This is a genomic window from Acinetobacter sp. MYb10 (assembly GCF_002980175.2).
Classification (GTDB): domain Bacteria; phylum Pseudomonadota; class Gammaproteobacteria; order Pseudomonadales; family Moraxellaceae; genus Acinetobacter; species Acinetobacter guillouiae.
Window position 1 is genome coordinate 1,677,639 of the sequence record NZ_CP058272.1, and the last position, 23,550, is coordinate 1,701,188.

20 protein-coding genes and 1 pseudogene are annotated in these 23,550 nt (G+C 37.1%); 9 read left to right on the top strand and 12 right to left on the bottom strand.

The genetic code is table 11. The features are described 5' to 3' along the window. Positions 1-79: 79 nt before the first annotated feature. The gene (locus tag CQZ96_RS07795) at positions 80-676 is read right to left on the bottom strand and encodes a DUF4189 domain-containing protein (protein WP_004722212.1); all 597 of its coding nucleotides are present in this window, start codon (positions 674-676) and stop codon (positions 80-82) included. 581 nt (positions 677-1,257) lie between these two features. Between CQZ96_RS07795 and CQZ96_RS07800 the strand changes: the two genes are divergently transcribed. From CQZ96_RS07800 to CQZ96_RS07835, 8 genes are all read left to right on the top strand, one after another. Next, positions 1,258-1,602 (top strand): hypothetical protein, encoded by a 345-nt coding sequence (locus CQZ96_RS07800; RefSeq protein WP_228722784.1) that lies wholly within the window; start codon positions 1,258-1,260, stop codon positions 1,600-1,602. A 558-nt stretch (positions 1,603-2,160) separates the two neighbouring features. Then, on the top strand, positions 2,161-2,712 hold the full coding sequence (fimA, locus tag CQZ96_RS07805; RefSeq protein ID WP_016539504.1) for a type 1 fimbrial major subunit FimA: 552 nt from the start codon (positions 2,161-2,163) through the stop codon (positions 2,710-2,712). A gap of 52 nt (positions 2,713-2,764) precedes the next feature. After that, on the top strand, positions 2,765-3,250 hold the full coding sequence (locus tag CQZ96_RS07810; RefSeq protein ID WP_105713048.1) for a hypothetical protein: 486 nt from the start codon (positions 2,765-2,767) through the stop codon (positions 3,248-3,250). Between the two features lie 19 nt (positions 3,251-3,269). After that, positions 3,270-3,971, top strand: a complete 702-nt coding sequence (locus tag CQZ96_RS07815; protein ID WP_004722216.1) for a fimbria/pilus periplasmic chaperone — start codon at positions 3,270-3,272, stop codon at positions 3,969-3,971. 5 nt (positions 3,972-3,976) lie between these two features. Then, positions 3,977-6,595 carry an outer membrane usher protein FimD gene (gene fimD / locus CQZ96_RS07820; protein ID WP_004722218.1) on the top strand — a complete coding sequence of 873 codons (2,619 nt, stop codon included), beginning with the start codon at positions 3,977-3,979 and terminating at the stop codon, positions 6,593-6,595. 11 nt (positions 6,596-6,606) lie between these two features. Then, a complete protein-coding gene (locus CQZ96_RS07825; RefSeq protein ID WP_105713049.1) occupies positions 6,607-7,617 on the top strand; it encodes a fimbrial protein in 1,011 nt (336 codons plus the stop codon). A 9-nt stretch (positions 7,618-7,626) separates the two neighbouring features. Next, on the top strand, positions 7,627-8,175 hold the full coding sequence (locus tag CQZ96_RS07830; protein WP_105713050.1) for a fimbrial protein: 549 nt from the start codon (positions 7,627-7,629) through the stop codon (positions 8,173-8,175). 250 nt (positions 8,176-8,425) lie between these two features. Continuing rightward, complete coding sequence (locus tag CQZ96_RS07835; RefSeq protein WP_105713051.1) at positions 8,426-9,520, top strand: AraC family transcriptional regulator; 1,095 nt, start codon at positions 8,426-8,428, stop codon at positions 9,518-9,520. A 175-nt stretch (positions 9,521-9,695) separates the two neighbouring features. Here the strand turns inward: CQZ96_RS07835 and CQZ96_RS07840 are convergent, their stop codons facing one another. From CQZ96_RS07840 to CQZ96_RS07850, 3 genes are all read right to left on the bottom strand, one after another. After that, positions 9,696-11,087 carry an amino acid permease gene (locus CQZ96_RS07840; protein ID WP_105713052.1) on the bottom strand — a complete coding sequence of 464 codons (1,392 nt, stop codon included), beginning with the start codon at positions 11,085-11,087 and terminating at the stop codon, positions 9,696-9,698. A 99-nt stretch (positions 11,088-11,186) separates the two neighbouring features. Then, positions 11,187-12,752 (bottom strand): CoA-acylating methylmalonate-semialdehyde dehydrogenase, encoded by a 1,566-nt coding sequence (locus CQZ96_RS07845; RefSeq protein WP_105713053.1) that lies wholly within the window; start codon positions 12,750-12,752, stop codon positions 11,187-11,189. A gap of 53 nt (positions 12,753-12,805) precedes the next feature. Next, positions 12,806-14,182: an aspartate aminotransferase family protein gene (locus tag CQZ96_RS07850; protein ID WP_105713054.1), complete on the bottom strand. Its 1,377-nt coding sequence runs from the start codon at positions 14,180-14,182 to the stop codon at positions 12,806-12,808. 102 nt (positions 14,183-14,284) lie between these two features. On the opposite strand from CQZ96_RS07850, the gene CQZ96_RS07855 reads away from it, so the two are divergent. Further along, positions 14,285-15,205, top strand: a complete 921-nt coding sequence (locus CQZ96_RS07855; protein WP_105713055.1) for a LysR family transcriptional regulator — start codon at positions 14,285-14,287, stop codon at positions 15,203-15,205. A 146-nt stretch (positions 15,206-15,351) separates the two neighbouring features. Here CQZ96_RS07855 and CQZ96_RS07860 read toward each other — a convergent pair whose 3' ends face one another. From CQZ96_RS07860 to CQZ96_RS07895, 8 genes and pseudogenes are all read right to left on the bottom strand, one after another. Then, complete coding sequence (locus CQZ96_RS07860) at positions 15,352-15,660, bottom strand: hypothetical protein (protein ID WP_004722235.1); 309 nt, start codon at positions 15,658-15,660, stop codon at positions 15,352-15,354. 115 nt (positions 15,661-15,775) lie between these two features. Next, on the bottom strand, positions 15,776-16,792 hold the full coding sequence (locus CQZ96_RS07865; RefSeq protein WP_016539507.1) for a fimbrial protein: 1,017 nt from the start codon (positions 16,790-16,792) through the stop codon (positions 15,776-15,778). Then, positions 16,789-19,362, bottom strand: a complete 2,574-nt coding sequence (locus tag CQZ96_RS07870; protein WP_105713056.1) for a fimbria/pilus outer membrane usher protein — start codon at positions 19,360-19,362, stop codon at positions 16,789-16,791. The genes CQZ96_RS07865 and CQZ96_RS07870 overlap by 4 nt, the downstream gene beginning before the upstream one ends. A gap of 135 nt (positions 19,363-19,497) precedes the next feature. Then, positions 19,498-20,226: a molecular chaperone gene (locus CQZ96_RS07875; protein WP_004722241.1), complete on the bottom strand. Its 729-nt coding sequence runs from the start codon at positions 20,224-20,226 to the stop codon at positions 19,498-19,500. A 79-nt stretch (positions 20,227-20,305) separates the two neighbouring features. Further along, a complete protein-coding gene (locus CQZ96_RS07880) occupies positions 20,306-20,839 on the bottom strand; it encodes a fimbrial protein (RefSeq protein WP_004722242.1) in 534 nt (177 codons plus the stop codon). Positions 20,840-21,538: 699 nt separating this feature from the next. Then, positions 21,539-21,814: pseudogene (locus CQZ96_RS07885) on the bottom strand (type II toxin-antitoxin system HicB family antitoxin); the annotation flags it as partial. A gap of 726 nt (positions 21,815-22,540) precedes the next feature. Then, the gene (locus CQZ96_RS07890) at positions 22,541-22,807 is read right to left on the bottom strand and encodes a hypothetical protein (protein WP_004722246.1); all 267 of its coding nucleotides are present in this window, start codon (positions 22,805-22,807) and stop codon (positions 22,541-22,543) included. Then, positions 22,808-23,392 (bottom strand): recombinase family protein, encoded by a 585-nt coding sequence (locus CQZ96_RS07895; RefSeq protein ID WP_035372130.1) that lies wholly within the window; start codon positions 23,390-23,392, stop codon positions 22,808-22,810. Between the last annotated feature and the right edge of the window lie 158 nt (positions 23,393-23,550).

The window sequence follows — 23,550 nt, forward strand, 5'->3', positions numbered from 1 at the left end:
ATTTAAATATATTTTACTTCAAATACTTATCTCGGGTTTATCACAATAGGCGATGTGACTTAAAGCAGAACCCTATGTATTACCACCAATAAAATATACTGGCGCCCGGCTCGTAATAAGTACTACATGCTGAGTAAACCACTTTACACTCTTGCTTGTTTTTACTTTGACATTCATAAGCAGCTAATGCTTTGGCGCCTGCGGGCGTACGATCAATTCTAATCACAGACTCTTGACCACCTTGAGTCGGATCAGCCAAGGCAACACATTTATTGTTATAGGTAAAGATGACTTCACAATTTTTACCTCCCTTTTTTTGGCAATTTTCCAAGGCTATTTTTTTAGCCCCACGTTCGGTTCGTGTCGCTTGGGCATAACCTGTAGGTCGAGAAGGTGCTGCCTTATCTTCAGCAATCGCGCCCCAACGTTTTTCCCAAAGTGAGGGTTCCCATTTATATGTGCCACCACCGCCACCACCATTACTACCGCCACTTGGAATCGGTGCACACCCTTGCAGGCCTTGCCCACCAATTGGATAATAACCAGGAGGACAATTGCCCTCTGCGGCCACATGGCCTGACCACATCAAAACAACAAACGCCAACACAAGCGTGTTTGCAATCCCCATGAATTGTTTAAAATAGTGTTGCTCTGTGATCGTGAATGTTTTAAACATAATAAAAGCCCTCATGGCCAATAATCATTAACAAATTGAATGATTACTATCCAAAATAACAAACAATATATGATCAATTTTCTGATTGATGGAATGTTAATATTTTATCTAACGTTCAAACTTAGATTAAAACTTCTACAACTTTTTTCTGCAAGTCATTTTTATTCATTAAATTTTCTCTAAGCATTACCAGTAAGATGAAATGCAGAGCAGCTAAACACAAACAATTAAATCATGTGAAAAATCAATACAAAAACATGTTTTAAAACAGCAAAATACAGATAAACTTAACCACATCATCCTTAATTAAATCGCCAGTAAACATGCAACACGATATGATGACCCGCCGAAGTTGTGAAAACAATTCAACTGAAGCATTCCATGTATTGGCTAAAAGCAGACTGACCGATTTGAATAAAGCGATAAAACAAAAATCGTAATGTATTTACATAGCAAGGAATAAAATGAAACTGACGAGGATATGCACTTTACTGATATTGCCCATCGTTTTAACAGCATGCCAATCCAGTACGGTAAATAAGCTGATAAGAGATCTGCCCTCCCCTGATGGGCGCTTTCATGTGGAAGTCCTTCAGTGCCGAGCCAATGATGTAATGTTTGGTGGCGCAACCCAAGTTCAGATTTCAGTTCTGAAAAAAGGTGAAACTGAAAAATGTCGTTCATTTATTCATGCTTTGGCGCAATTCGATGTAAGAACCATCGACTTTGGCGCAAAGGATAATGCTTTGCATATAGCGTGGCTGTCAGACACTGAACTTAGTGCGTGGCATCGTAGTTTTGCAACATCTCAAGGCAAGAATTATATAGGGCCTGATGTACAGCAAAGTCAGGCTAACTCTCCAATTAAAGTGATTTTCTCGCCTTTGGCTGCGCAAATTGGAATACCATCTCAAATAAAAAAATAAAGCGCTATACACAATCAACCGTTGTATAAATCGTCTAGTTTTAATTGCTGTTGTGATAGCGCAAGGTTTGGCATCCCCTATACGAAAATTGAAGCATTGCCTACGCAAAGGTATTTAAACTTTGAATGTAAGCTATGGCATCACAACCTCTTGATAATCAAACAATCTATTTCCCCTTGCGATTAATATTAAATAGAAAAATAATTCTAACTCAAAAGTGTATCTACAAATGCAATGAGCATTTTTGATCAAAAAACCGTACTCACTTATATCAATAATAAGCAACAACACTGTACACAGCACATCTAAGCCAAGCCCTCAGATTAATCACATTAATTCATATACTTTTCATAAAAAAAGATAAGGGCGTCAAATACAAATTAATTATGCACAAAATACAAAGTTATCTATTGTGATGTACGTCACTATAACCCTGCATTTATTTAAGTACATTACTATTTTATTAAACAGTGCGACTAAGTGTAATTTATTGAAATCATAAAAAATGATTTTAAATAAATATTAAAAATCAACCTTCTAAAATGAATGGGTTTTACTATGAAATTAGCTCTATTAAGTACTGCAACTTTATCTGCTTTAACGCTTTCTGTTTCAGCTTTCGCTGCTGATCCTGTAACTGTTAACGGTGGAACAGTACATTTTACTGGTGAAATCGTAAATGCAGCATGTGCTGTAAGTACAGAATCTTCAAATCAAACTGTTGATTTAGGTCAATACCGTACTGCACGTTTAGCTGTTGCTGGCGATAAAACAACTCCAGTACCGTTCCAAATCAAACTTGTTGACTGTGATCCAACAGTTCAAGCAACTGCTGCTGTTGCATTTTATGGTCAGTCTGTAACGTCTAATGCAAACTTACTTTCAGTTGCTGCTGGTGGTACAAACTCTACTGCTGCAACAAATGTAGGGATTGAGATTGCTGATGACACTTCAAAAATCTTAGGTGTTACTGGTGCTAGTTTCTCTACACCTAAAACATTGATCACTGGTGATAACACACTTCAATTCAGCGCTCGTTATGTTGCGACTGGTGCATCTACACCAGGTCAAGCAAATGCTGATGCAACTTTTGTAGTGAAATATGAATAATTTATCTACTTAAGATAATTATTAAATATTTGATTACATGAGCTTATTTACCATGAAAAAGTATATAACCCTGATTGTTGGAATATTAGTAAGTACTCATATTTACGCAGAAAGTTATGTATTTGGTGGAAGAGCTCATTTTCAGGGAGTTTTGATAAATCAAAGCTGCTCAATCTTGATTGAGAATAATGCTGCTGTATCTATTAAAACTCCCAATTCTCCAATTCAAATCAATTTTTCATTATGCCCTGTAAGCATCTACGACAATCTCGCCATTGGTCTATCTGAACAAAATAAGCCAACCCATGAGATGTTTTATACAGATCCAAAAGCAAGAAATGATTTTGATATTAATAAAGAATTAAACATTCAAGATTTTGAACAGACCCGTCTGGATCAGAAATTTATTCGACAAATTGATCGACCTGAACGTTATGACAGTTTCGCTAAAAATAGGATTGGTATTCTCCTCAACCAAACCTCAGAAAAGCCATCCGCTCAAGCATCGAATATTTTAATTTCTGTTTTTTATCCATAAATGAATTCTAAGGACTTATATGAAACTGAACTTATTTAAAAATGGTGTTCTTAGTATAACCTTAGCCTGCTTAGCATCCACCAGCTTAGCCAATAACAATATTATTGGGGGTATATCACTTGGGGCAACTCGTGTTATTTACCCAACCGATGCCAAGCAAGTTTCATTAGCGATTGTCAACAGCAACAATAAAGAACGCTTTTTAATTAACTCGTGGATTGAAAATAATCTAGATGAAAAATCAAAAGATTTTCTGATTACTCCTCCCTTATTTGTCGCAGAAGCAAATAGCGAAAATACATTAAGAATTGTCAATGTTGCTACCAACTTACCCCAAGATAGAGAGTCGGTATTTTGGGTCAATGTCAAAGCAATTCCTTCGATTGATAAATCGACTTTGATTGACAAGAATATTTTACAACTTGCTGTTTTATCTCGAATCAAACTGTTTGTAAGACCGATAAATCTAAAAACTAAACCTGAAGCCGCATTAGAAACACTTAAGTTTTCAAAATCAGCAGAAGGAATCATGGTGAATAATCCATCTCCATATCATGTTTCTTTTGTGAACGTTTTTGTTGATAACCAAAAAGTGCCAAATGTGATGGCAAGTCCATTTGCCCAAACAAAAATTTCAGCGACTTCAGGCAATAAGCTGAGTTATCAAACGGTCAATGATTACGGTGGTTTAACGGCTAAAGTTGATTTAGAACTGAAGTAATAATTATGAATAGTCTATTTTCAATGCCATACAGTGTTGTATGCGTAAGGAGAAATATCAAGCGATATCCAGTGGGTATCGCAGTGACTATGCTGATTTCAATCGTAGTCCCAAGAACCAGTCATGCAGAACAGGTGTTTAACCCTGCATTTTTAACAGATAACTTATCCAATTCACAAATTTCTGATTTGAGCAGATTTGAGAAATCGACCCATCAATTGCCGGGCGTGTACCGGGTTGATGTGTATGTCAACGATCAATATGCGTTTACCCGCGACATCAATTTTATTGAAAAATCAGGCATTCAAGATACGACTGGTTTATTTCCGTGTTTAGACAGCAAAACATTGCAGGGATTTGGAGTCAATATTGCCCAATACGAGCAATTGTCTAGCTCCAACCCACAATGTGTAGATTTTATTTCAATTATTGACGGTGCAAACAGCCACTTTCAATTTGATAAACAAAAATTATTGATCAGCTTGCCGCAAGCGTCTTTACGCAACCAAATTCGCGGCTATATTCCACCCGATCAATGGGATGAAGGGATCAACGGCTTTTATACCAACTATAATATTTCGGGTTATGACAACTCTAAAACAGATACCAACAGTTTATTTTTACGTCTGGATAATGGACTCAATATTGGCTCATGGCAGTTCCGACATTCAGGCAGTTTTAACGCCAATTCACACAACGGTAAAACCACAAATCAATGGAATAATTTAAATACCTATGTACAAAAAACCATTATTCCTTTAAAAAGCCAGCTGGTAATTGGTGACGGTTCAACAAGTAGCGAAATTTTTGACAGCTTTGGTTTCCGTGGCGCACATTTGTCGACTTCTGAGGCAATGTATCCTGACAGTCAGCAAGGCTATGCACCTACTGTTCGTGGGGTTGCAAAAACCAATGCAAAAGTGGTGATCAAACAAAATGGTTTTGTGATTCATCAGGTAAATGTCGCACCCGGACCATTCCTTATCCAAGATTTAAATCCAACCTCAATCAGTGGTGACCTTTTGGTTACGATTGAAGAAAATGACGGTTCGATTCAAAGCTTTCAAGTGCCCTATTCAAGCCTTCCTGTTTTACAACGTGAAGGACGCACAAAATACAGTCTGGTGATTGGTGAGTACCGTAGTGGATTGGATTCTCAAGATAATCCATCATTGTTACAGGCAACTGCAATTCACGGTTTAAAAAATGGTATTTCCGTTTATGCTGGGACGCAATTGTCAGATAAATATAAGAGTGCATTGGTGGGTCTAGGCGCCAACCTAGGAGATTATGGGGCTTTGTCTTTTGACCTTACCCATGCGGACAGTGAGTTGGCAGATCAATCCTCGAGCAGTGGACAGTCTTTGCGCTTTTTATATTCAAAATCATTATTAAGCTCTGGAACAACTTTCCAGTTATTGGGCTATCGATATTCGACCAAAGGTTTCTATACCTTAAATGATGTTGCTTATAATCGTATGAGTGGTTATCACGTTTCCGAAACTCAAGACGGAAATCAAGCCAATACACCAATCATTACGGATTACTACAACTTATATAATTCTAAAAAAGGTCGCTTTGAAGTCAATATCTCGCATTCACTTGGAAACTATGGTTCTTTATTTGTCTCAGGCAATCAGCAAACCTATTGGGATACCAACAAAAAAAATGAATGGGTTCAAGCGGGTTATGCAAACTCATGGAAAGCACTGAATTATTCATTCTCAGTCAGTCGTAACAAATATTCTGAGATTAATCAAAGTGACACCATGTATGCCATGAATCTGTCCTTCCCATTGGACAAGCTATGGCCGAAAGCGAATTTCCGCAATCATCCAATCCAAAATGCATATAGCACTTTTTCGACCACACAAAATTCAAACGGTAATGAGTCCTATATGGCAGGTTTAAGTGGCACTTTACTGAAAGATCGTAATTTAAGTTATAGCATCAATCAGGGACAAGTCAGTAAGCAAGGTGATATTGGTTCAGTCAGCCTAAATTACAATGGTAGTTACGGTACGGTAGGTGCAGGTTATAGCTACGAAAAGAACTCAAATCAATTTACCTATAACGCATCTGGCGGTATTTTAGCGCACCGTGATGGTATTACCTTTGGTCAGCCTTTAGGTAGCACCTCAATTTTGGTTAAAGCACCCGGCGCCAAAGGTGTAAATATCGAAAACTATACCGGCGTTAAAACCGATTGGCGTGGATATGCCATCGTTCCTTATGCCACTGAGTATCGTGCCAATCGTGTTGCACTCAATTCAAATACTTTCAGTAATAATCTCGAAATCAGCAATAACGTTGAAAATGTCGTCCCAATCAAAGGGGCAATTGCCAGAGCAACGTTTAACACCAGTTTAGGTGTACGAGCACTCATCACCTTATCCCATAACGGCAAGTTTATACCGTATGCAAGTAGTGTGATCGAAAAGGAAAGTTCAGCCACCAGCATCGTTGCAGACGATGGCCGGGTTTATTTAACTGGGCTTCCGCTCAAAGGTACTCTGGAAGTGAATTGGGGCGAATCTGCTGAAGGAAAATGTTTGGCAAACTACGATATTTCAGACATGGACCTCAGCAAACCCGTTATTCAATTTGATCTTGAATGTCAATAAGGAGAGATCATATGAAATTTAAGCTTTTAATTTCCAGTATGTTGCTGCTTGCTTCAGCCCAATCTTTTGCAGTTGTCTGTTGGAACAGTAAAGGGAATGGTGTGGTGGATGACGTTTTTTATGATCTATCCAATAGTTTCAGCAGCTCGAATAATGCTGTAGGTAAAATTGTAGAGCTTAAAAAGAATTTTTCTTCGCAAGTTTATGGAACCTGCCCTGTTCATAATTCCAATATTAGTCGAAATAGAACCATGCGTAGTTATGTTTCCGACCTCTCTGTGATAGAAACGATTGATCGATATAAATACTTACCGATCAACGACTATCTGGTCGGTGCCATGAAAATTACCGATAGCTTTGCGGGGGATTTTTATCCTCCTGCAAATTATGTACAGATGGGTACAGATCCCAATGTAAGTAAAGGCCAACCCTTTGGTATTTGGGATTCAAACTTTACCTTCCGCCTCAAGGTGATTAAACCCTTTATTGATTTTGTGCCTATCCCGAAAAAAACCATGTTTACCGTTTATGTGACAACGGGTTCAGCAGATCCATTAAGTATCCCTGTTTATAAGATCAGTTACAGCGGTTCTATTTCGGTTCCACAAAGCTGCAAAATTGGCACAGGTGACTTTTTAGAAATTAAGTTTGGGGAAATCCCAGCCTATGCCTTTAGTCAGGCGGGTCCTGGCAATAAACCCAACAATGTCAATAAACAGAGTCATACCTTAGCGATTCAATGTACCAATATTGATGCCCAAGCAATGCTGACACTTCGGCTTGAGGCTGAAAAAGCCACTGGAGATATGATGATCTCAGATAATCCAGATATTGGCTTTAAGATGTCAGATCAAAATGACAATGTGTTGTTGCCCAATAATATCAATAGTGTGATTCCATTTAATCTTAAACAACAGCCAGCAAATGTGACCATCAAAGCTTGGCCCGTCAGTATCACTGGAAATAAACCAGAAATTGGTCCGTTTAAGTCTAGAGGATATCTCAGAGTGGATTTTGATTAGGAGACAACAATGAAAAAAAGAGCAAGATATATGGCTGCTGCCACAATAATATGTTGTTTAAATATTCATCAGCTCTCTCATGCTCAAAATACCAATGTAGAGCTAGGTCGGGTGAATATTGAGCTTTCAGGAATCGTGACGACAGCAACCTGTGGCGTATTAAGTTCTGAACAAGATAAATATATTCAGCTTGGAAGCGTTGCAAGCAAAGACTTACCCAATATTGGTAGTCAATCAAAACCAACCCCGATTCATTTTGAGATGAGTAACTGTCCGCCGAATGGATCTGTGACCATCACTTTTGAAGGGCCTCGAAATAACGAAAATGCTGAACTTTTAGCGCTCGATGCCTTAGCCAATAAAGCTGAAAATATTGCCATAGAAATCCGAGATCAAGATAAAAAAAGATTGCCTTTAGGCAAGAAAAGCGAAGCTTTTAGCACAGACATCAATGGCAATGTTTCGGCTCTCTTTTATGCAAATTATATCGTGACCAAAGCACAAGCCCTCGCAGGGATTGCAAATGCAAATGCTCAGTTTTCTATTCAATATGATTGAGCATATATCACGATTTATTATTAACGGTTAATACGATTGAGTATTCAAACTTTTTAAAGCACAGGGTTAGGAACTCCTCCTTTTCATTTGAATGGCATAAAAAATAGCGGAGGACTTTATCTATTTTCATCATTCAAATTCCCACATTGCTTTAAAGAAAAATGAAGACCTCACACATAACGACAAATCTTTGATTACTTTAAATAAAAAATAAATACACAGAAACATCAAATGAATATTGGGAGAATTCATGAAAACTTTTTTTAAAATAAAAAGTGTTAATAAAGGAATGGCACTTTTATTAGACGATTTCTGTAAAAAAAAAGGCTTAGATGTTTCAAGCGATGCTGAATATCCACTCAATGATCACCTACCGTTTGGCGAATGGCTCAAAAGAATAAAACAAATCAACAAACAATATCCCCAAGTGGGTATTGGATTAGACATCGGTGCTTTGGTTCAGCCCAAACATATCGGCATCGTGGCTTATATGGCTCAGTCGAGTGATACATTATTTGATTATATTGAAATACTGTCTCAATACGAAAAGCTTTGGTTTAATTATATTCCCAAAAAAGTGCTTATTGAGGAAAACCACTTTTCAATCTCATGGGATAAACCTGCATATTTACAAGTGGGTTTATATCTAGAAGAAACCACCATCGTTGAAGAAATACAAGTGTCTAGCCTTTTTCACCACTTACAACAACTGACCGATTCAGATGCAAGTGTTTTTCATTGTCTAGAACTTGCCATACCCAAACCCAATGACACAAAAAAATACCAACAACTGTTCAATTGCCCGATTAAATTTAATACAAAGCAAACTCGGATTGTCATACCGAATTCGCTATTGGAAACCAAATTAAAATATTATGACCCTATTCTTTTAGAAATATTGTTGAATCATGCCAACATATTACTCAGTAAAATGCCTCAGGAGGATTCTTTCTTAGAATTGGTTAATCTGAGTATGCTACAAGCACTTGAAAATAATAATGTGCAAATTCACTCTATTGCCAAATCATTAAATATTTCTGCGAGAGCACTGCAAAAATATTTAAAAAATAGAGACCTTTCATTTAAAGAAATCCTCAGTAATATTCGTCAAAATCTAGCCAAGAAATATCTCCAAAATCAAAACTTATCCATCACAAAAGTTGCCTTTTTACTTGCCTATAAGGACCAAACCTCATTTAATCGTGCTTTTAAAGCTTGGAACGGCGTTTCTCCTTCTACGTGGAGAAAGGAAAATATCAATAAAAAATTAGATGTAAATGAAAAGCATACTGTAAATGAAAGCTTTGAAACTGAGCTCAGTACACATGATGTTCAACTCAGCTAAAATAAGCCAAATCTCGCTCAAATAACCTAGAACATCCAACTTAAGTTATTGTTTTCTTTTTATAGACTGGCATGATGAAAGCAAAAGCCCATACATAAAAAAACAAACTTTGTATTGTTGGTTTTACCCTTAACCTACAAAGTTTGCTGCTTGTTCTGCGCTGTTCAATGATGATTTAATCCAAATGGACGGCCATACGCTTCGCGGTTTTATTCTTGCGTGTCACCATCAGACCACAAATCACCACAATGGAAGTTACCCCTAAGGACAAAGTCGTTTCATAACTATATTGAGGCGATAAAAACATATAGCCCAATACACTCATAATCACCACGATAACAAACCACGTCAGCCAAGGAAATAACCACATTTTAAAGGTCACTTGAGCGCCTATTCTTTCCAGTTTAGCTCTTGAGCGTAGTTGTGACACAGCAATGACTAAATAAACCACCAAGGCAATTGAACCCGTTGTTGAAAGTAAAAATCCAAAAACTTGCCCTGGGAACATATAATTCACGGCGCAACAAATCAGTCCAACAAAGGTTGAAGCAAACACTGCGATTGTTGGTACACCTGCATCATTAATTTTAGTCACAACTTTCGGCGCTTCTTGACGTGCACCCAATGCAAACAGCATCCGTGAAGAAGTATATACAGCCGCATTCATACAACTTGCCACCGCGATAAACACCACCATGTCCATAATCAATTTGGTTTGCGGCACATTGAGGCTGACCAAGACATACTGAAATGTCCCCAGTTTTTGTAAATCAGGCGAACGCCAATCGACTAAAGCCACTGCTAGAAAAATCGAAACAACAAAGAATAAAATAATACGATACAGCACTAAATTGGTGGCACGTTTAATTTTCTCTTGTGGATTTTTAGACTCTGCCGCTGCAATCGACAGAATTTCAACACCAAAAAATGAAAACGCCGAAATTAAAATAGCCGAAAGAACGCCACCCATACCATGCGGCATAAAACCGCCATTTGAAAATAAATGCCCCACACCACTGACATCACGAGCCAAAGGCCAAAGCCCAAATACAGCCGATGCACCAATCACAATAAACAGCAGTATCGCTACCACTTTAATTAAAGCAAACCAAAACTCAAACTCACCAAAACTTTTGGTACTAAAGAAATTGGCTAAACTGAGTAAAATAATAAAAGCAAAGGCATAAATTGCACTGGAAACTTGAGGAAACCATGCATGTAAAATTTCCGCACCAGCAATTGCTTCAATAGGGATCACCAAAACCCAAAACCACCAATATAACCAACCCACGGTAAAGCCAGCCCAAGGCCCAATTGCTTTACGCGCATAAGTGGAAAATGAACCTGTATCTGGTTGAGCAACGGCCATTTCACCGAGCATACGCATCACCAGAAAAACGATAATACTGGTAATAATATAAGCCAGTACAGCGGCAGGACCTGCTTTGGCAATTGCAGCTGAAGAGCCGACAAATAAACCTGCACCAATAACGCCACCAATACTAATCATCGTGATATGTCGGTTGGAAAGTCCTTCACCTAATTTTGTTGTTTTAACACCATTCATATTTTATTCCTTAAAAATACTTTTAAAATCGTGATTTACATTATTAAATCCTTATTCAAAAGAGAGAAAATCGATGATCTTCCCTCTATATACAAAAAATTAATTTAAAGTAGGCATTGAAAACTGCTTGGCTTCACGAACGTGTGTAGATGGCCAACGTTGGGTAATGGTTTTACGGCGCGTATAAAAACGTACTCCATCTGGCCCATAAGCATACAAGTCACCAAATAACGAACGCTTCCAGCCACCAAAACTATGATATGCAACAGGTACGGGCAATGGCACATTTACACCGACCATTCCCACTTGGATATGATGGGTAAAATAGCGTGCAGCTTCCCCATCACGGGTATAAATACAGGTACCATTTCCATACTCATGATCGTTGATTAACTGCATCGCTTGTTGCATGGTTTCTACACGAATCACCTGTAAAACAGGACCAAAAATTTCTTGCTGATAACTGGTCATGTCTGATGAAACCTGATCAATTAGCGTCGGGCCAACAAAAAATCCAGTTTCATAGCCGATAGGTTTGGCATCACGACCATCGACAACGATTTTAGCACCTTGCTGTTCAGCACTTTGGATAAAAGCTTGAACTTTATCTTTATGTGCTTGAGAAATGAGCGGTCCAAAGTCATTTTGTTGATTTGCATAATGACCAAACTTGAGTTGTTGCATTTCGTGGCTAAGTTTTTCAATCACAAGATCAGCAATTTCATCGCCAATTGCCACTGCAACAGACAAAGCCATACAGCGTTCACCAGATGAACCAAAAGCTGCACCTAATAATGAGTTCACCACATTATCGATATCTGCATCAGGCATAATAATGGCATGATTTTTTGCGCCACCTAAGGCCTGACAGCGTTTGCCTGCCGAGGTTGCTGTGCGATAAATATATTCAGCAATCGGGGTTGAACCAACAAAGCTAATCGCTTGAATATTTGGATGATGTAATAAGGCATCCACTGCTTGTTTATCACCATTGATGACGTTAAACACACCATCGGGTAAACCTGCCTGTTGAAGTAATTCTGCCAAATATAATGCTGCTGATGGGGTTTTTTCAGAGGGTTTTAAAATAAAGCAGTTCCCGCAAACAATCGCCATTGGAAACATCCACAATGGAACCATCACTGGAAAATTAAATGGTGTAATCCCAGCAACCACGCCTAAAGGTTGAAATTCGCTCCATGAATCAATATCTGGGCCAACATTTTTTGAGTATTCACCTTTTAAAAACTCAGGTGCACCACATGCATATTCAACATTTTCAATTCCGCGTTGTAACTCACCTTGCGCATCATGGCAGATTTTTCCATGTTCTTGTCCAATCAATTCACAGAGTTTTTCAGCATTGTCTTCTAGCAGTTGTTTAAACTTAAACATCACTCGTGCACGTTTAATCACAGGGGTGTCACGCCATGCTGGAAAAGCCTGTTGTGCAATTTGAACCACCTGATTGACCAATGCAGTATCGGCAAGCGCAACTTCTTTGCTGATCTTGCCTGTTGCTGGATGGTATACAGCTTGTGTTCTTGAGGTCTTGCTTACAAGTCCCCCTTGAATAAAATGCCCAACCAGCGTGATCGCTTGTACTGCTTCAGCTGTCTCAGTATTAGACAACTCGCCACCACTAAAATTTTCTAAATTGTTCATTACCTTTCCTTGTCTATTTGTTCCGTGTTTATTTGCTTAGTGACTCATCTTATTTATTTCACTTGATAAAGTGCCTCGCCTACAGCATTCATCAAACGGGTTAATTGTGCTTCTGTGGTGTTAAACATTGGACCAAACTGAAGGGTATCGCCGCCAAAACGCACATAGAAACCTGCTTTCCACAGTTTCATTCCAATTTCAAAACCTCGAATCGTGGCATCACCATCACGCGGTGCCAATTGCAAGGCACCAATCAATCCGCAGTTACGGATGTCGACAATATGGGGTGAACCTTTTAATTCATGGACAAGCTTTTCAAAACTTGGTGCCAAGTCAGCAGATTGAGAAATTAAATTTTCATTTTCGAGTACATTCAGCGTTGCTAGAGCAGCGGCACAGGCAACAGGATGGGCCGAATAGGTATAGCCATGGGTGAATTCAATCGCATGTTCAGGCAGGTCTTGCTGCATAAATGCATTGTAAATTTCACGGCTTGCCACCACTCCACCTAATGGAATTGCACCATTGCTAATCTGTTTAGCAAAGGTCAAAAGGTCTGGTGTAACCCCAAAATATTCTGCCGCAGTCCATTTACCGATACGCCCAAAGCCAGTAATCACCTCATCAAAAATCAGTAAAATATCGTGTTGGTCACAAATTTCTCTCAAGCGTTGTAAATAACCAATTGGTGGCACGATACAGCCTGCTGAACCTGAAATAGGCTCTACAATCACTGCTGCAATATTAGAAGCATCATGTAATTCAATCAGCTTGAGCATTTCATCTGCCAGCTCAACCCCACCCGTCTCTGCACAGCCTTTGCTAAAACTTAAATGCGCCTGTAAGGTATGAGGCAAATGATCCACATCCATCAATTGACCAAACATTTTACGATTTCCACCAATGCCGCCTAGACTGGTCCCTGCGACGTTTACACCGTGATAGCCACGCGCTCGTCCAATCAATTTGGTTTTGCTTGGTTTGCCTTGAATACGCCAATATGCACGTGCCATCTTGATCGCAGTATCCACAGACTCTGAACCAGAGTCGGTAAAAAATACATGTTGCAGTTTTTCCGGCATCCGCTGAACAATTTTTTCAGCCAATTGAAAAGATAAAGGATGTCCAAATTGGAATGCAGGTGAATAGTCCAGTTTTGCCAATTGTTTACTCACAGCCTGTTGGATTTCAGGTCGTGTATGCCCTGCACCACACGTCCATAGCCCTGACAATGAGTCATAAATCTCACGTCCAGTACTGTCAATTAAATACGATCCTTTTGCACCCACGATCATGCGTGGATCTTTATGAAAATTACGATTTGCAGAAAATGGCATCCAATGGGCTTGATAATTTAAATTCATCTGCTCATTTGACTGACTGGCTTCCAATGCGTCATCGCGGTCATTTGATGTATCGATATCAAACATAAGTACTCTTCTTGTTTTGTGGTTATCTCTTGAGTGTACAAAGCACAATAGTTTTGATAAATTCAAAATATCTTGAGTTTAGATATAAAAAAGCAAAACTAAATGAAACCTAAAAAATTAAATCAAGTTACTGATTTTGATATAAAATTACTTAAAATATTTAAAACAGTTTGTGATTGTCACAGCTTCACTGCTGCCGAAAGTATCCTAGGGATTAGTCGTTCTGCGATTAGTTTGCATATGAGTGATCTGGAAAATCGCTTAGGGATTCGCCTCTGTCAACGTGGTCGAGCAGGCTTTTCCATCACCGATGAAGGTCGGGAAGTTTTAGAATATATTGAGGTACTGACTGCATCGATTGAGGACTTTCGTGCCAAAATCAATCAAATGCATAATCAGCTCAAAGGTGAATTTAATATTGGTATTATTAATAACTTAGTCACAATGCCCAGTGCTTATATCACCAACACATTGGCACAGCTTGCGGAAGAAAATACTGAGGTGGTTATTAATATTAGTATAAGCACACTGTCAGATATTGAGTGTCGTGTTTTGGACAATCGATTACACGCTGGCGCGATTCCTTTGGTGAGCCCATTATCAGGTCTAGATTATTTTCATTTATATAACGAAGAATCTTCACTCTATTGTGGGCAAAACCACCCACTCTTTCAGCATTTAGGTAAAATAAGTTTAGATGACTTAAAACAATGCAATACGGTTCTTCCGAATTATGCCATTACCCCCGATGCAATGAAGTTGCATCAACGATTGAACTGTTCAGCGACTGCAAGTGACAGAGAAGGTATCGCATTTCTGATTCTTTCAGGAAAATTTATGGGGTTTTTACCCGATCATTATGCGAAAAAATGGGTCCAAGATGGTTTGATGCAACCGATTTTACAAGAGAGAATGCATTATAGTACACCGATATGTCTGATTACACATAAAGGAAAAAACTATAATATTATCTTAAAAACCTTTATGGATATATTAAAGAAAACCGTTCAACCGATAAAATAATATACAAAAATTTAAAAACAGTTTAAAAATTCGATTATTTTTAATACGAATTAAAATATAATCCAACCAAAATAATCAGATTATATTTTAACTTATCACACAACATAACTTTTAATTTATGTTATTTATTTCACAAATTAATTGGCTTAATAATAATCTACCACCAATATTTTATGCTGATCACTTTCCAAATCTTGAATTTTTAAATGGGCCATGCTATTGGCTTTTTTATCAACTAAGCTATTGAAATTAAAGCTATCTATTGTGGTGGTTTTTCTCAACACATCAATCGTATTATCAATCGCTTTGCAATTAGAATTATTAGAATTCTTTTCACATGTAAATTCTACAATCTGCCCTTGAAAATGAATCTCCTCTGCATAAGTGGCTAAACTTAAACTCGATATCGTTGTAAATGTTATTAATAAAAAGGATAGTTTTTTATTTAACTCCATCTCATTCCCCTCTAAAGAAATGGTGTAGTTAATTAATTACATAACCTTATTATTAATACAAGATTTTCCAAGCAATAAATAAAAAAATAATTTTAAAAAATATGATTTACGTCAATTAATCATATTCAATTGTGACGGTTGCCATAGCCCGTACTTTTCCGGGCATCACTTTGGTTGCAGTCTGATAGTAACGCGCAGTCATTGGCACATTGTATTGAATATTATCATTTGACTTTAACGTGCCTAATTCAAGCTTGTCATTTTTAGCAATCACTTTATTCGAATTTTTATATTGTGAAAGCAATTGTACGCCAACACCTGATGCATTACTTCCCGCAGCAGCATTGTTGGTAATGACATTTGTAGTATTGGTCACAGCATCATAATCAAAGCTTAGGCTAATTTTATTGCTTTCTTCATAACCCGTTGGGTTTTTTCCACCATTACATAAGATGTTCAAATCAAATGCTTGCTCACCTTGAGTTGAGCCGACACCTTTAAAATCAACCTTGTTTACAGTTGGCAGTGTCACTGTTTTATTAATATTGCCTTGGATTTCACATGATGAAGACGCAATAGTAATCGCATTACCATATACTGTACTGGTTAAAAAAGGCTGATTTGGATAACCAATCACATTATAGCGACTATACTGTCCAGGAACCAATGCCCCTGATCCTGTGGAAGGCGCAGTTTTAACAATCTCTACAACAAAATATCCAGGCGATAAACGATAAGTCGTATTTCGAGATAAACTTCTGGTATAAGGGTAATAACCTGAAAAGTTAGAGTTATCTGCCGCTTCGCGGTATAGACGAATACCAATCCCTTCAATATTGGTACTATAGATAGAATTACCTGATGGGCTTATAGGGTATCTCTGCTGCAATACTGCCTCAATTGTGCCCGCTGAATAATCACAAGAATAAGTAGATCCATTCGATGAAATTGGAAATGTCGCTTTACGTAAAATAGTTCCAACAGCATCACTCGGTCTCACCACAACACGACCAACAGACATGCTTACATCTTGCGGGGTAAATCCACGCTGAGGTACACAAGCTGCGTATGCGCCCGAACTCACAGTCCCAGCAATGAGCAAGAGAATACGATTTAAAACTTTAACGTTCATTGACATACACCTTCCGCCATAATCATATTTTGCTTTTTGTCTGCTGCTTGTGCAGAAACATCATATTGAATTCGACATTGTTCGTTGGCATTTTCGCCCCATTTCACTGTAACCGAGTCTGCTGTAGTATTGGTTCTTAAATAAACCATACTACCTTGCGCAACCATTCCAATATTTTCACCTTTTGTATCAAATACTTCTGCTGCAAAAGGTAAAGTTTCACCATTTTGTTTTTTACTACGAATATAAATTGCTTTACCAATTTTCGTTGCAAAACTCACTTGTGAAATTGAACCTGCATAGGGTGCGATACGCTGACTTGTACCATCTAACTCTACATCTGTCGACATGCCTTGAGGGTCAAGGGTAATGTCATTTAAACGATATGGTGTTACATATGGAATCACCGCATAACCAGATTTATTAATACTTAAACCTGTCGCATTATTCACTTTAGCACCAGCAGCTTCAGGTGCATACACCAAGACCATGGTTTGCCCCTGATCTGGTCCAAACAAGACACCTTCAGGATGAGCAACAATATTACCACGTGCAGTCAACATTGCTTGCTGATAACCGTCAGCCGCACTGAATGATCCACCAACAGTCGCGTAGTTGGTGCGATACTGAGCATTTAAATTGGCACTCGGATTATCACCATAGCGCGTCGATACAGATGTACCATAGTTAAAACGATCACCAACCACACCGCTCACACCGACAGTCGCATTATCTTGCGTCATAATCGAGTTAAGGTTTGCTGAGCTTTTCTTAAATGAAAGTGGTAAAGACATGGTCAGCATATACTCAGTATCACTATTGCTGATACTTGTGGCATTGTTTTCAACAATACGTTTAATTGCCGACAAACCATAAGTCAAACCACGATAGCTGTTGCTATAACCGACTTGATATTGACGGGTTGTTTCCTGACGATTCCAGTAATCTACCCACGAACCTGTTGCATAAATGTTGCCAAAATCACGTGGTAAACCCTGATTCAGGGTGATCTGAAATTCACTGCGCTGTTTACCTACATGAGCTGAACTAATACCTTTATTGTCGAGGTCTTGTACCAATATCGCATCACGTAACTTGTAAAAGTTTTCTGTAGAATAGCGATATGCAGCCAAAGTCAAATTGGTATCTGTTGGGGTAATTAATTTACTATAGCTAATTCGGAAACTTTGCCCACTTTCACTTTTACGACGTTCAAAATCTGCTTGTGAATGCGTCACATCGAGAGCAATTGCACCAATCGGTGTTGCAAAAGCACTGCCCAATGTCACTGCTGAATAGTCTTCTGAGAACTGCACACCACCATAAGCCGTGATCGAGTTATTAATACCGCGTTGATACTTCCCTTGTACAATAAAAGGATCTAGATCTATATCTTTATCGCGGAATTGACCCATTGACACAGAATAACGGCTCATTCCTGGACGTAGCATTTGTACAACAGAGGCGTAAGGAATTGAATAGCGTTGAATCTCACCATTGGCTTCTAAAATAGAAACTTCGAGTTCACCACCAAACCCTGTCGGATAAAGGTCATTGATTTCAAAACTCCCCGGTGCAACGGTTGTTTGATAAATCAATTGACCTTGCTGACGTACTTCAACCTTAGCATTGGTTTTTGCATTTCCGCGAATACGGGGTGCATAACCAATCATACTGTTGGGTAACATGCGGTCATCACTAGAAAAATCGAAACCACGATAGCCAAATGAATCAAAGATTTCACCATCGGTAAAGCTTTCACCTAAAGTCAACACGCCACGGTATTGCGGGAAAGCGCGTTGTACATAGGTGCTAATCGCATCATAACTCGATTTAGATTGATTATCTGTAGTCGTGCGGTCTTGCCATTGCCATTGACCATTATGGCGCAATTGCCAACCTGCCAAATTTGCACCAGCGGTTACCGAAGTAAACGCATTTGTGGTTTCTTCCCCACCTTGGATTTTATTAAATGTTTTATATGCACTGGCATTATAAGAAAGAAATGCAGCATTGATCCCACGATCCCAAACACTTGGGTCGACATAGCCTTGCGCATTTTTTTGCATCGCAACTTGCGGAATCGAAATATCGACACGTAAGCGTGAAGTATCAAATTCATAAAAAGAATCTTCAACCCACTGTTCGATTTTCTGACAACCTGTCAAAGCAAAGCTTTCGCCTTTTTTTAACACCTCTGCTTTAACGCCATATTCTAATAATTGGTTTGAGCTAAAGCAGGTAAAAGCATTTTGATTATTTTCAGTTGCTTTAAACACCATACGGTGTTTACCAAACCAGTTACCATTGACATAAATATCCACATTATAGTCACCTGGTAACACAGGATTGCCATATTTAAAGCGATTTACATCTATCTTTTTGGCATCGCCAATTAAAAAAGCCGAATCAAATTCTGCTTCTGCAGCAGTCGGAGACTTTTCAGCCTCTTTTAAGTCAGTTTCAGATGCATTAACTAAAGCAGGAATGCTGAGCGTAATAACCCCACAAGCCACATAGTAACTGATATGTCGCTTAATCCACTTGTAGCTTTGTTCATTTTTTTGCATAAAGAAGTCTGCCTATCAACAAATGAATAGGTTTTTTTACTCGCTTACTCTCAGATAAATGAAATGATTAAATCATCATTACGAAGGTGCTTTAAATTTCTTGTATTGAAGAAATTTAAAGACTTGATCAATCTATTAAAATTTAATATTTCGCTCTACACGCCCACCATAATCATTGATTGTGGTAAAGGTCATCTTAGCGACATTGGAATTTTTTAAACTCACCGTTCCATCAGAAAATGGTTTCAACATTAAACCTTGTGAAATCAAATCAACGCGTTTGCCTGATTGATCTTGCATAATAGAAGTCAAGGTAATATGAAATGGTGTTGGGTTTTTTACGGTTAACTGAGTACCGTTATTGCTCCACTGTAATTTTTCAGGTGCCAAAGCGACATCTTCTTTAAGTCCAGCTGGGCGATAAAAAAACTTTATACGCGATCGAATCGCAAGTTGTAAAAAGTTATCTGGTACAACATTCTGATCTTTCGCAGAAGGCTTTGGTGGGATATCGAGAATATTTAACCAAAATAGCGTTTCTTGAGTTTTACTTAACTCATTTGCATTCGGCAAACTGGTAATACGTAAAGACTGCCCTTTTTTTGCTTCCACACGCGATATAGGCGGTGTAATCATAAAAGGCGCTTTAGATTGATCTGGAGTAGATTTTGCATCTCCCTCATCAATCCATGCTTGAACCAATGCAGGATTATTTCCGTTATTACTTACCTGTAAAGTAATTTCACGTGCATCAGATGGATAGATGACACGAGTACCATGAATGATGATTTCAGCATTCGCTGCACCAAACGGAATTAAAAATGCGAGTAAACCTTTTTTAAGAAAGGAATGATTCAAGAACATAACGATTATCTCTATATCTAAAATAAAGTAAAAGAGCTAGGTTGCTAGACAACCTAGCTCCGTACCATTCAATAAAAAATTATTGATAGATAATAGTATATTGAACAGACGTTGTTACTTTACCAGCAGCAGATGCATCAGTTGCATAATATTCAGCATAGTAATTAAGATCAGCTGCACCTTTGTCCGCAACATCTACCCATTGAGAGTTAGTTTGCGCGCCAGAAGCACCAGCAGCAAGTACAGGAATGAATTGGTTATTTGAACCTAACAATTGAACTTGAACGTTTTTCGCGCCAGTTGCATCTGTGTTGTTTAAACGACCAGTACCAAAATCAACTGTTGAACCTGGTTCAAAATAAGTTGCAACTTTGCCTTCAGAGCAGTTAGCCAAGTTGATTGTGAATGGCGTACGACCCGCGATATCACCAGTTTTAGCAAGAGTTTGCTTAGAAACTGTTGGAAGCGTTACTGTGAAATCTTTACCTTGTGGAGTCACGATATCACAAGTTTTGTCAGTTACTAAACCGTTGATTGTGATTGTACCATCTGCTGCGAAAGCGCTAGACATTGCTAAAATTGAAACTGATGTTGCTAAAAAAATATTTTTCATACCAAGTATCCTATACAGACAAAAAAAATGATTCGTTTTGGTCGATGGGTATTATGCACACTGAGACAAAAATGTAAACAAAGTCACACTTTCTATAATGAATAGATACAAGCGTATATAAATTCGTATTTTTTGAGAAAAATATTTTTATTATATATTTCAATATATTAAATATTTATTACATTCATATTTCAGTTTTATTTAAAGTATTTTTTTTTGTAAATTTTTTACATAAAAACAAAATTCACATTATTTCACCTTAAATTTTGAATTAGTCACGTGCAGATAAACCATCACTCTATGTCATTTGATCAGGAAATTTGCTGTGTGTTTTTGGAAATTTAGGCAAGAAAACGGCGATATCACAACTCACCTCCATCCCATTACAAAGTCCAAAGATCAAGGATTAGCCATGCTTTAGCTTCTATTTTACTAACGGATATTTGGCTTAAATTTAGAATTTCCACTAACCAACATTTGCCAAAAGATACTCTCAAGACAATTAATAATTATATTTACATATGAGTTTAAGGAATAAATATTTTATTTTTCTTTACAATATTCAATTTTTTTAATGTTAAAAATCATATAAATATTTTTTCCAATTAAAATGTGAAATAGTTAACATATTAATATGTGTTGTGTTTGAACCTATTTCTGAACAATCTATTCAGGACTACACCTCTTCACCTGTATTGTCTTTCTCACTTTATCTAGATAATCACCTACATCTACCACTGCCCAGATCAAGCCTTTAAACTTTTCCTCATTCAGAAATGTACTTGCTTCTGATGCCAAAGGAATATTTTTGCCATCTTCTGCAAGAATCTCCAAATGATCTGCAATTGCTTCTTTCGCATTGCTTAATGCTTCTTCAAAAGTATCTCCCGCAGAGAAACATCCCTGAATATCAGGAACAATCACGCCATAGGCTTCATCGTTTGAACCTTTTTCTACTGCAACTGTATATAACATACTCACCTCTTTTGGAGAAAATAAAGTCTAACTGTAATACCGCATTCTAGACCGCATACTTCAACATGCTTTTTAAAATGATAATTGGTCAATTTTTTATAGATAAGATACTGTAACTCAGCTCCATGCTAGTCAGATTTCTAAAAAAATAAATATTACCCCCTGTTTAAATAATAACGATTTTTTCTTTCCCAAATAAACTCCATTTTATTTACTTACACTCCGGACCCAACCAATTTAAACAAATCATGCGTTATTTTAATACTTTACCAATGGCTCAACACCAACATCTTTAAAATAATTTTTATCACTTTTCAATAAAACACAGAATAAAAAAATCACTATAATTTAAAGTTAAGCACCTTTAGCGTTCTGATGTTTAAAATATCATTTAGATATAAATCCAATCTATTTTAACAATAATTTTTCCAATTGATTCTATTTACATTAAATTAAACCAATTTAAAATTTAAAAAAAACAACCATTTTATACAAAAAAATAAAAGATTTACATCTTAAATAACACTACAACTTAATTTTAAAAAGTTTTTATCAAAAACACAAATATCCTAAATTTAATTTAAAAATCCAAAATATTTATTAGCAAGTATTTTAAATATTATTATCTTACTGTTATAAAAAATCAGAATAAATTTTAAAACAATTAACCACAACATCAAACTTAAAAGTGCTTAACTTTTCATATCTAAAAGATTAATTAAAAAATTAATTTTTTAAATCTATAACATATGGACTAGAACCATATAAAAAAATGATTTTCTTTTCCTCATGTTCGATTTTGTAAATTTCATAATCAATCAATCCGTTTACAGAGCTAATCTCAATTTCATTGGCGTCATCAATAACTCTCGACTTATTATTTAGATAATATTTGAGTTGAACAACGAATATCTTATCCAGATTGCTCATTTGTTTTGCAACAACCAATCTACTTGTTTTAGCTTTGTTATTCATTTTAACGTTCATATTCATTTAATCCTCACCAATAGCATGGTCTGATGATTTTGAAAGTAGTCTTTGAATGACTGTTCTTGTAACCGAATACTGCTTAGCTAAAGAATAGACACTTTGCCCGTTTTTAAACTTTTCTAAAACTTCATCTTTCTGGGCCTTATTCAAAATTTCTGGTCGACCTACTTTGTTTATATTTTTATTACCAATCTTTCTATTCGATTGAAGTTTTCCATCGAAATCAGAACAGATTTTTAGAAAATGAAAAAAAATCTTTTTTATGTCTCCTTTAATTTCTTTCTTTGAAAATTCCAAACAGACTAAGCGAATTCCTTTTTTAAAAATAAAATTGACACTCGAATATATTTCTTTGAAATCACTTCCCAAAGAATCTATTCCATCTATTAATAAAAGATCTCCGCTTTCCAATGTATAGTTAATTAAGTTAATAAGTTTATGCCTAAATTCTAGGGGTATACCTATTTTCACCTGTTCAAATACAAGCCTATTTTTCGGTATTTCATAACCATACCCAAGAATATAGTCAGCATAATTAAATTCATCCATTGAGAATCCATCAATCCTGAAGTATGCATAAGTCCGCACAATAAGCCCTCTTCAAATAATAACATTTATATTCAGTATTCTTTAGAAAAACAAATATGTATAAAACATATAAATGATTTAAAACATAGAGAAACAATTACCCACCCTTATAATAAATAATTATTAAAATCCATATTTTAATTGAAAATTAAAACACG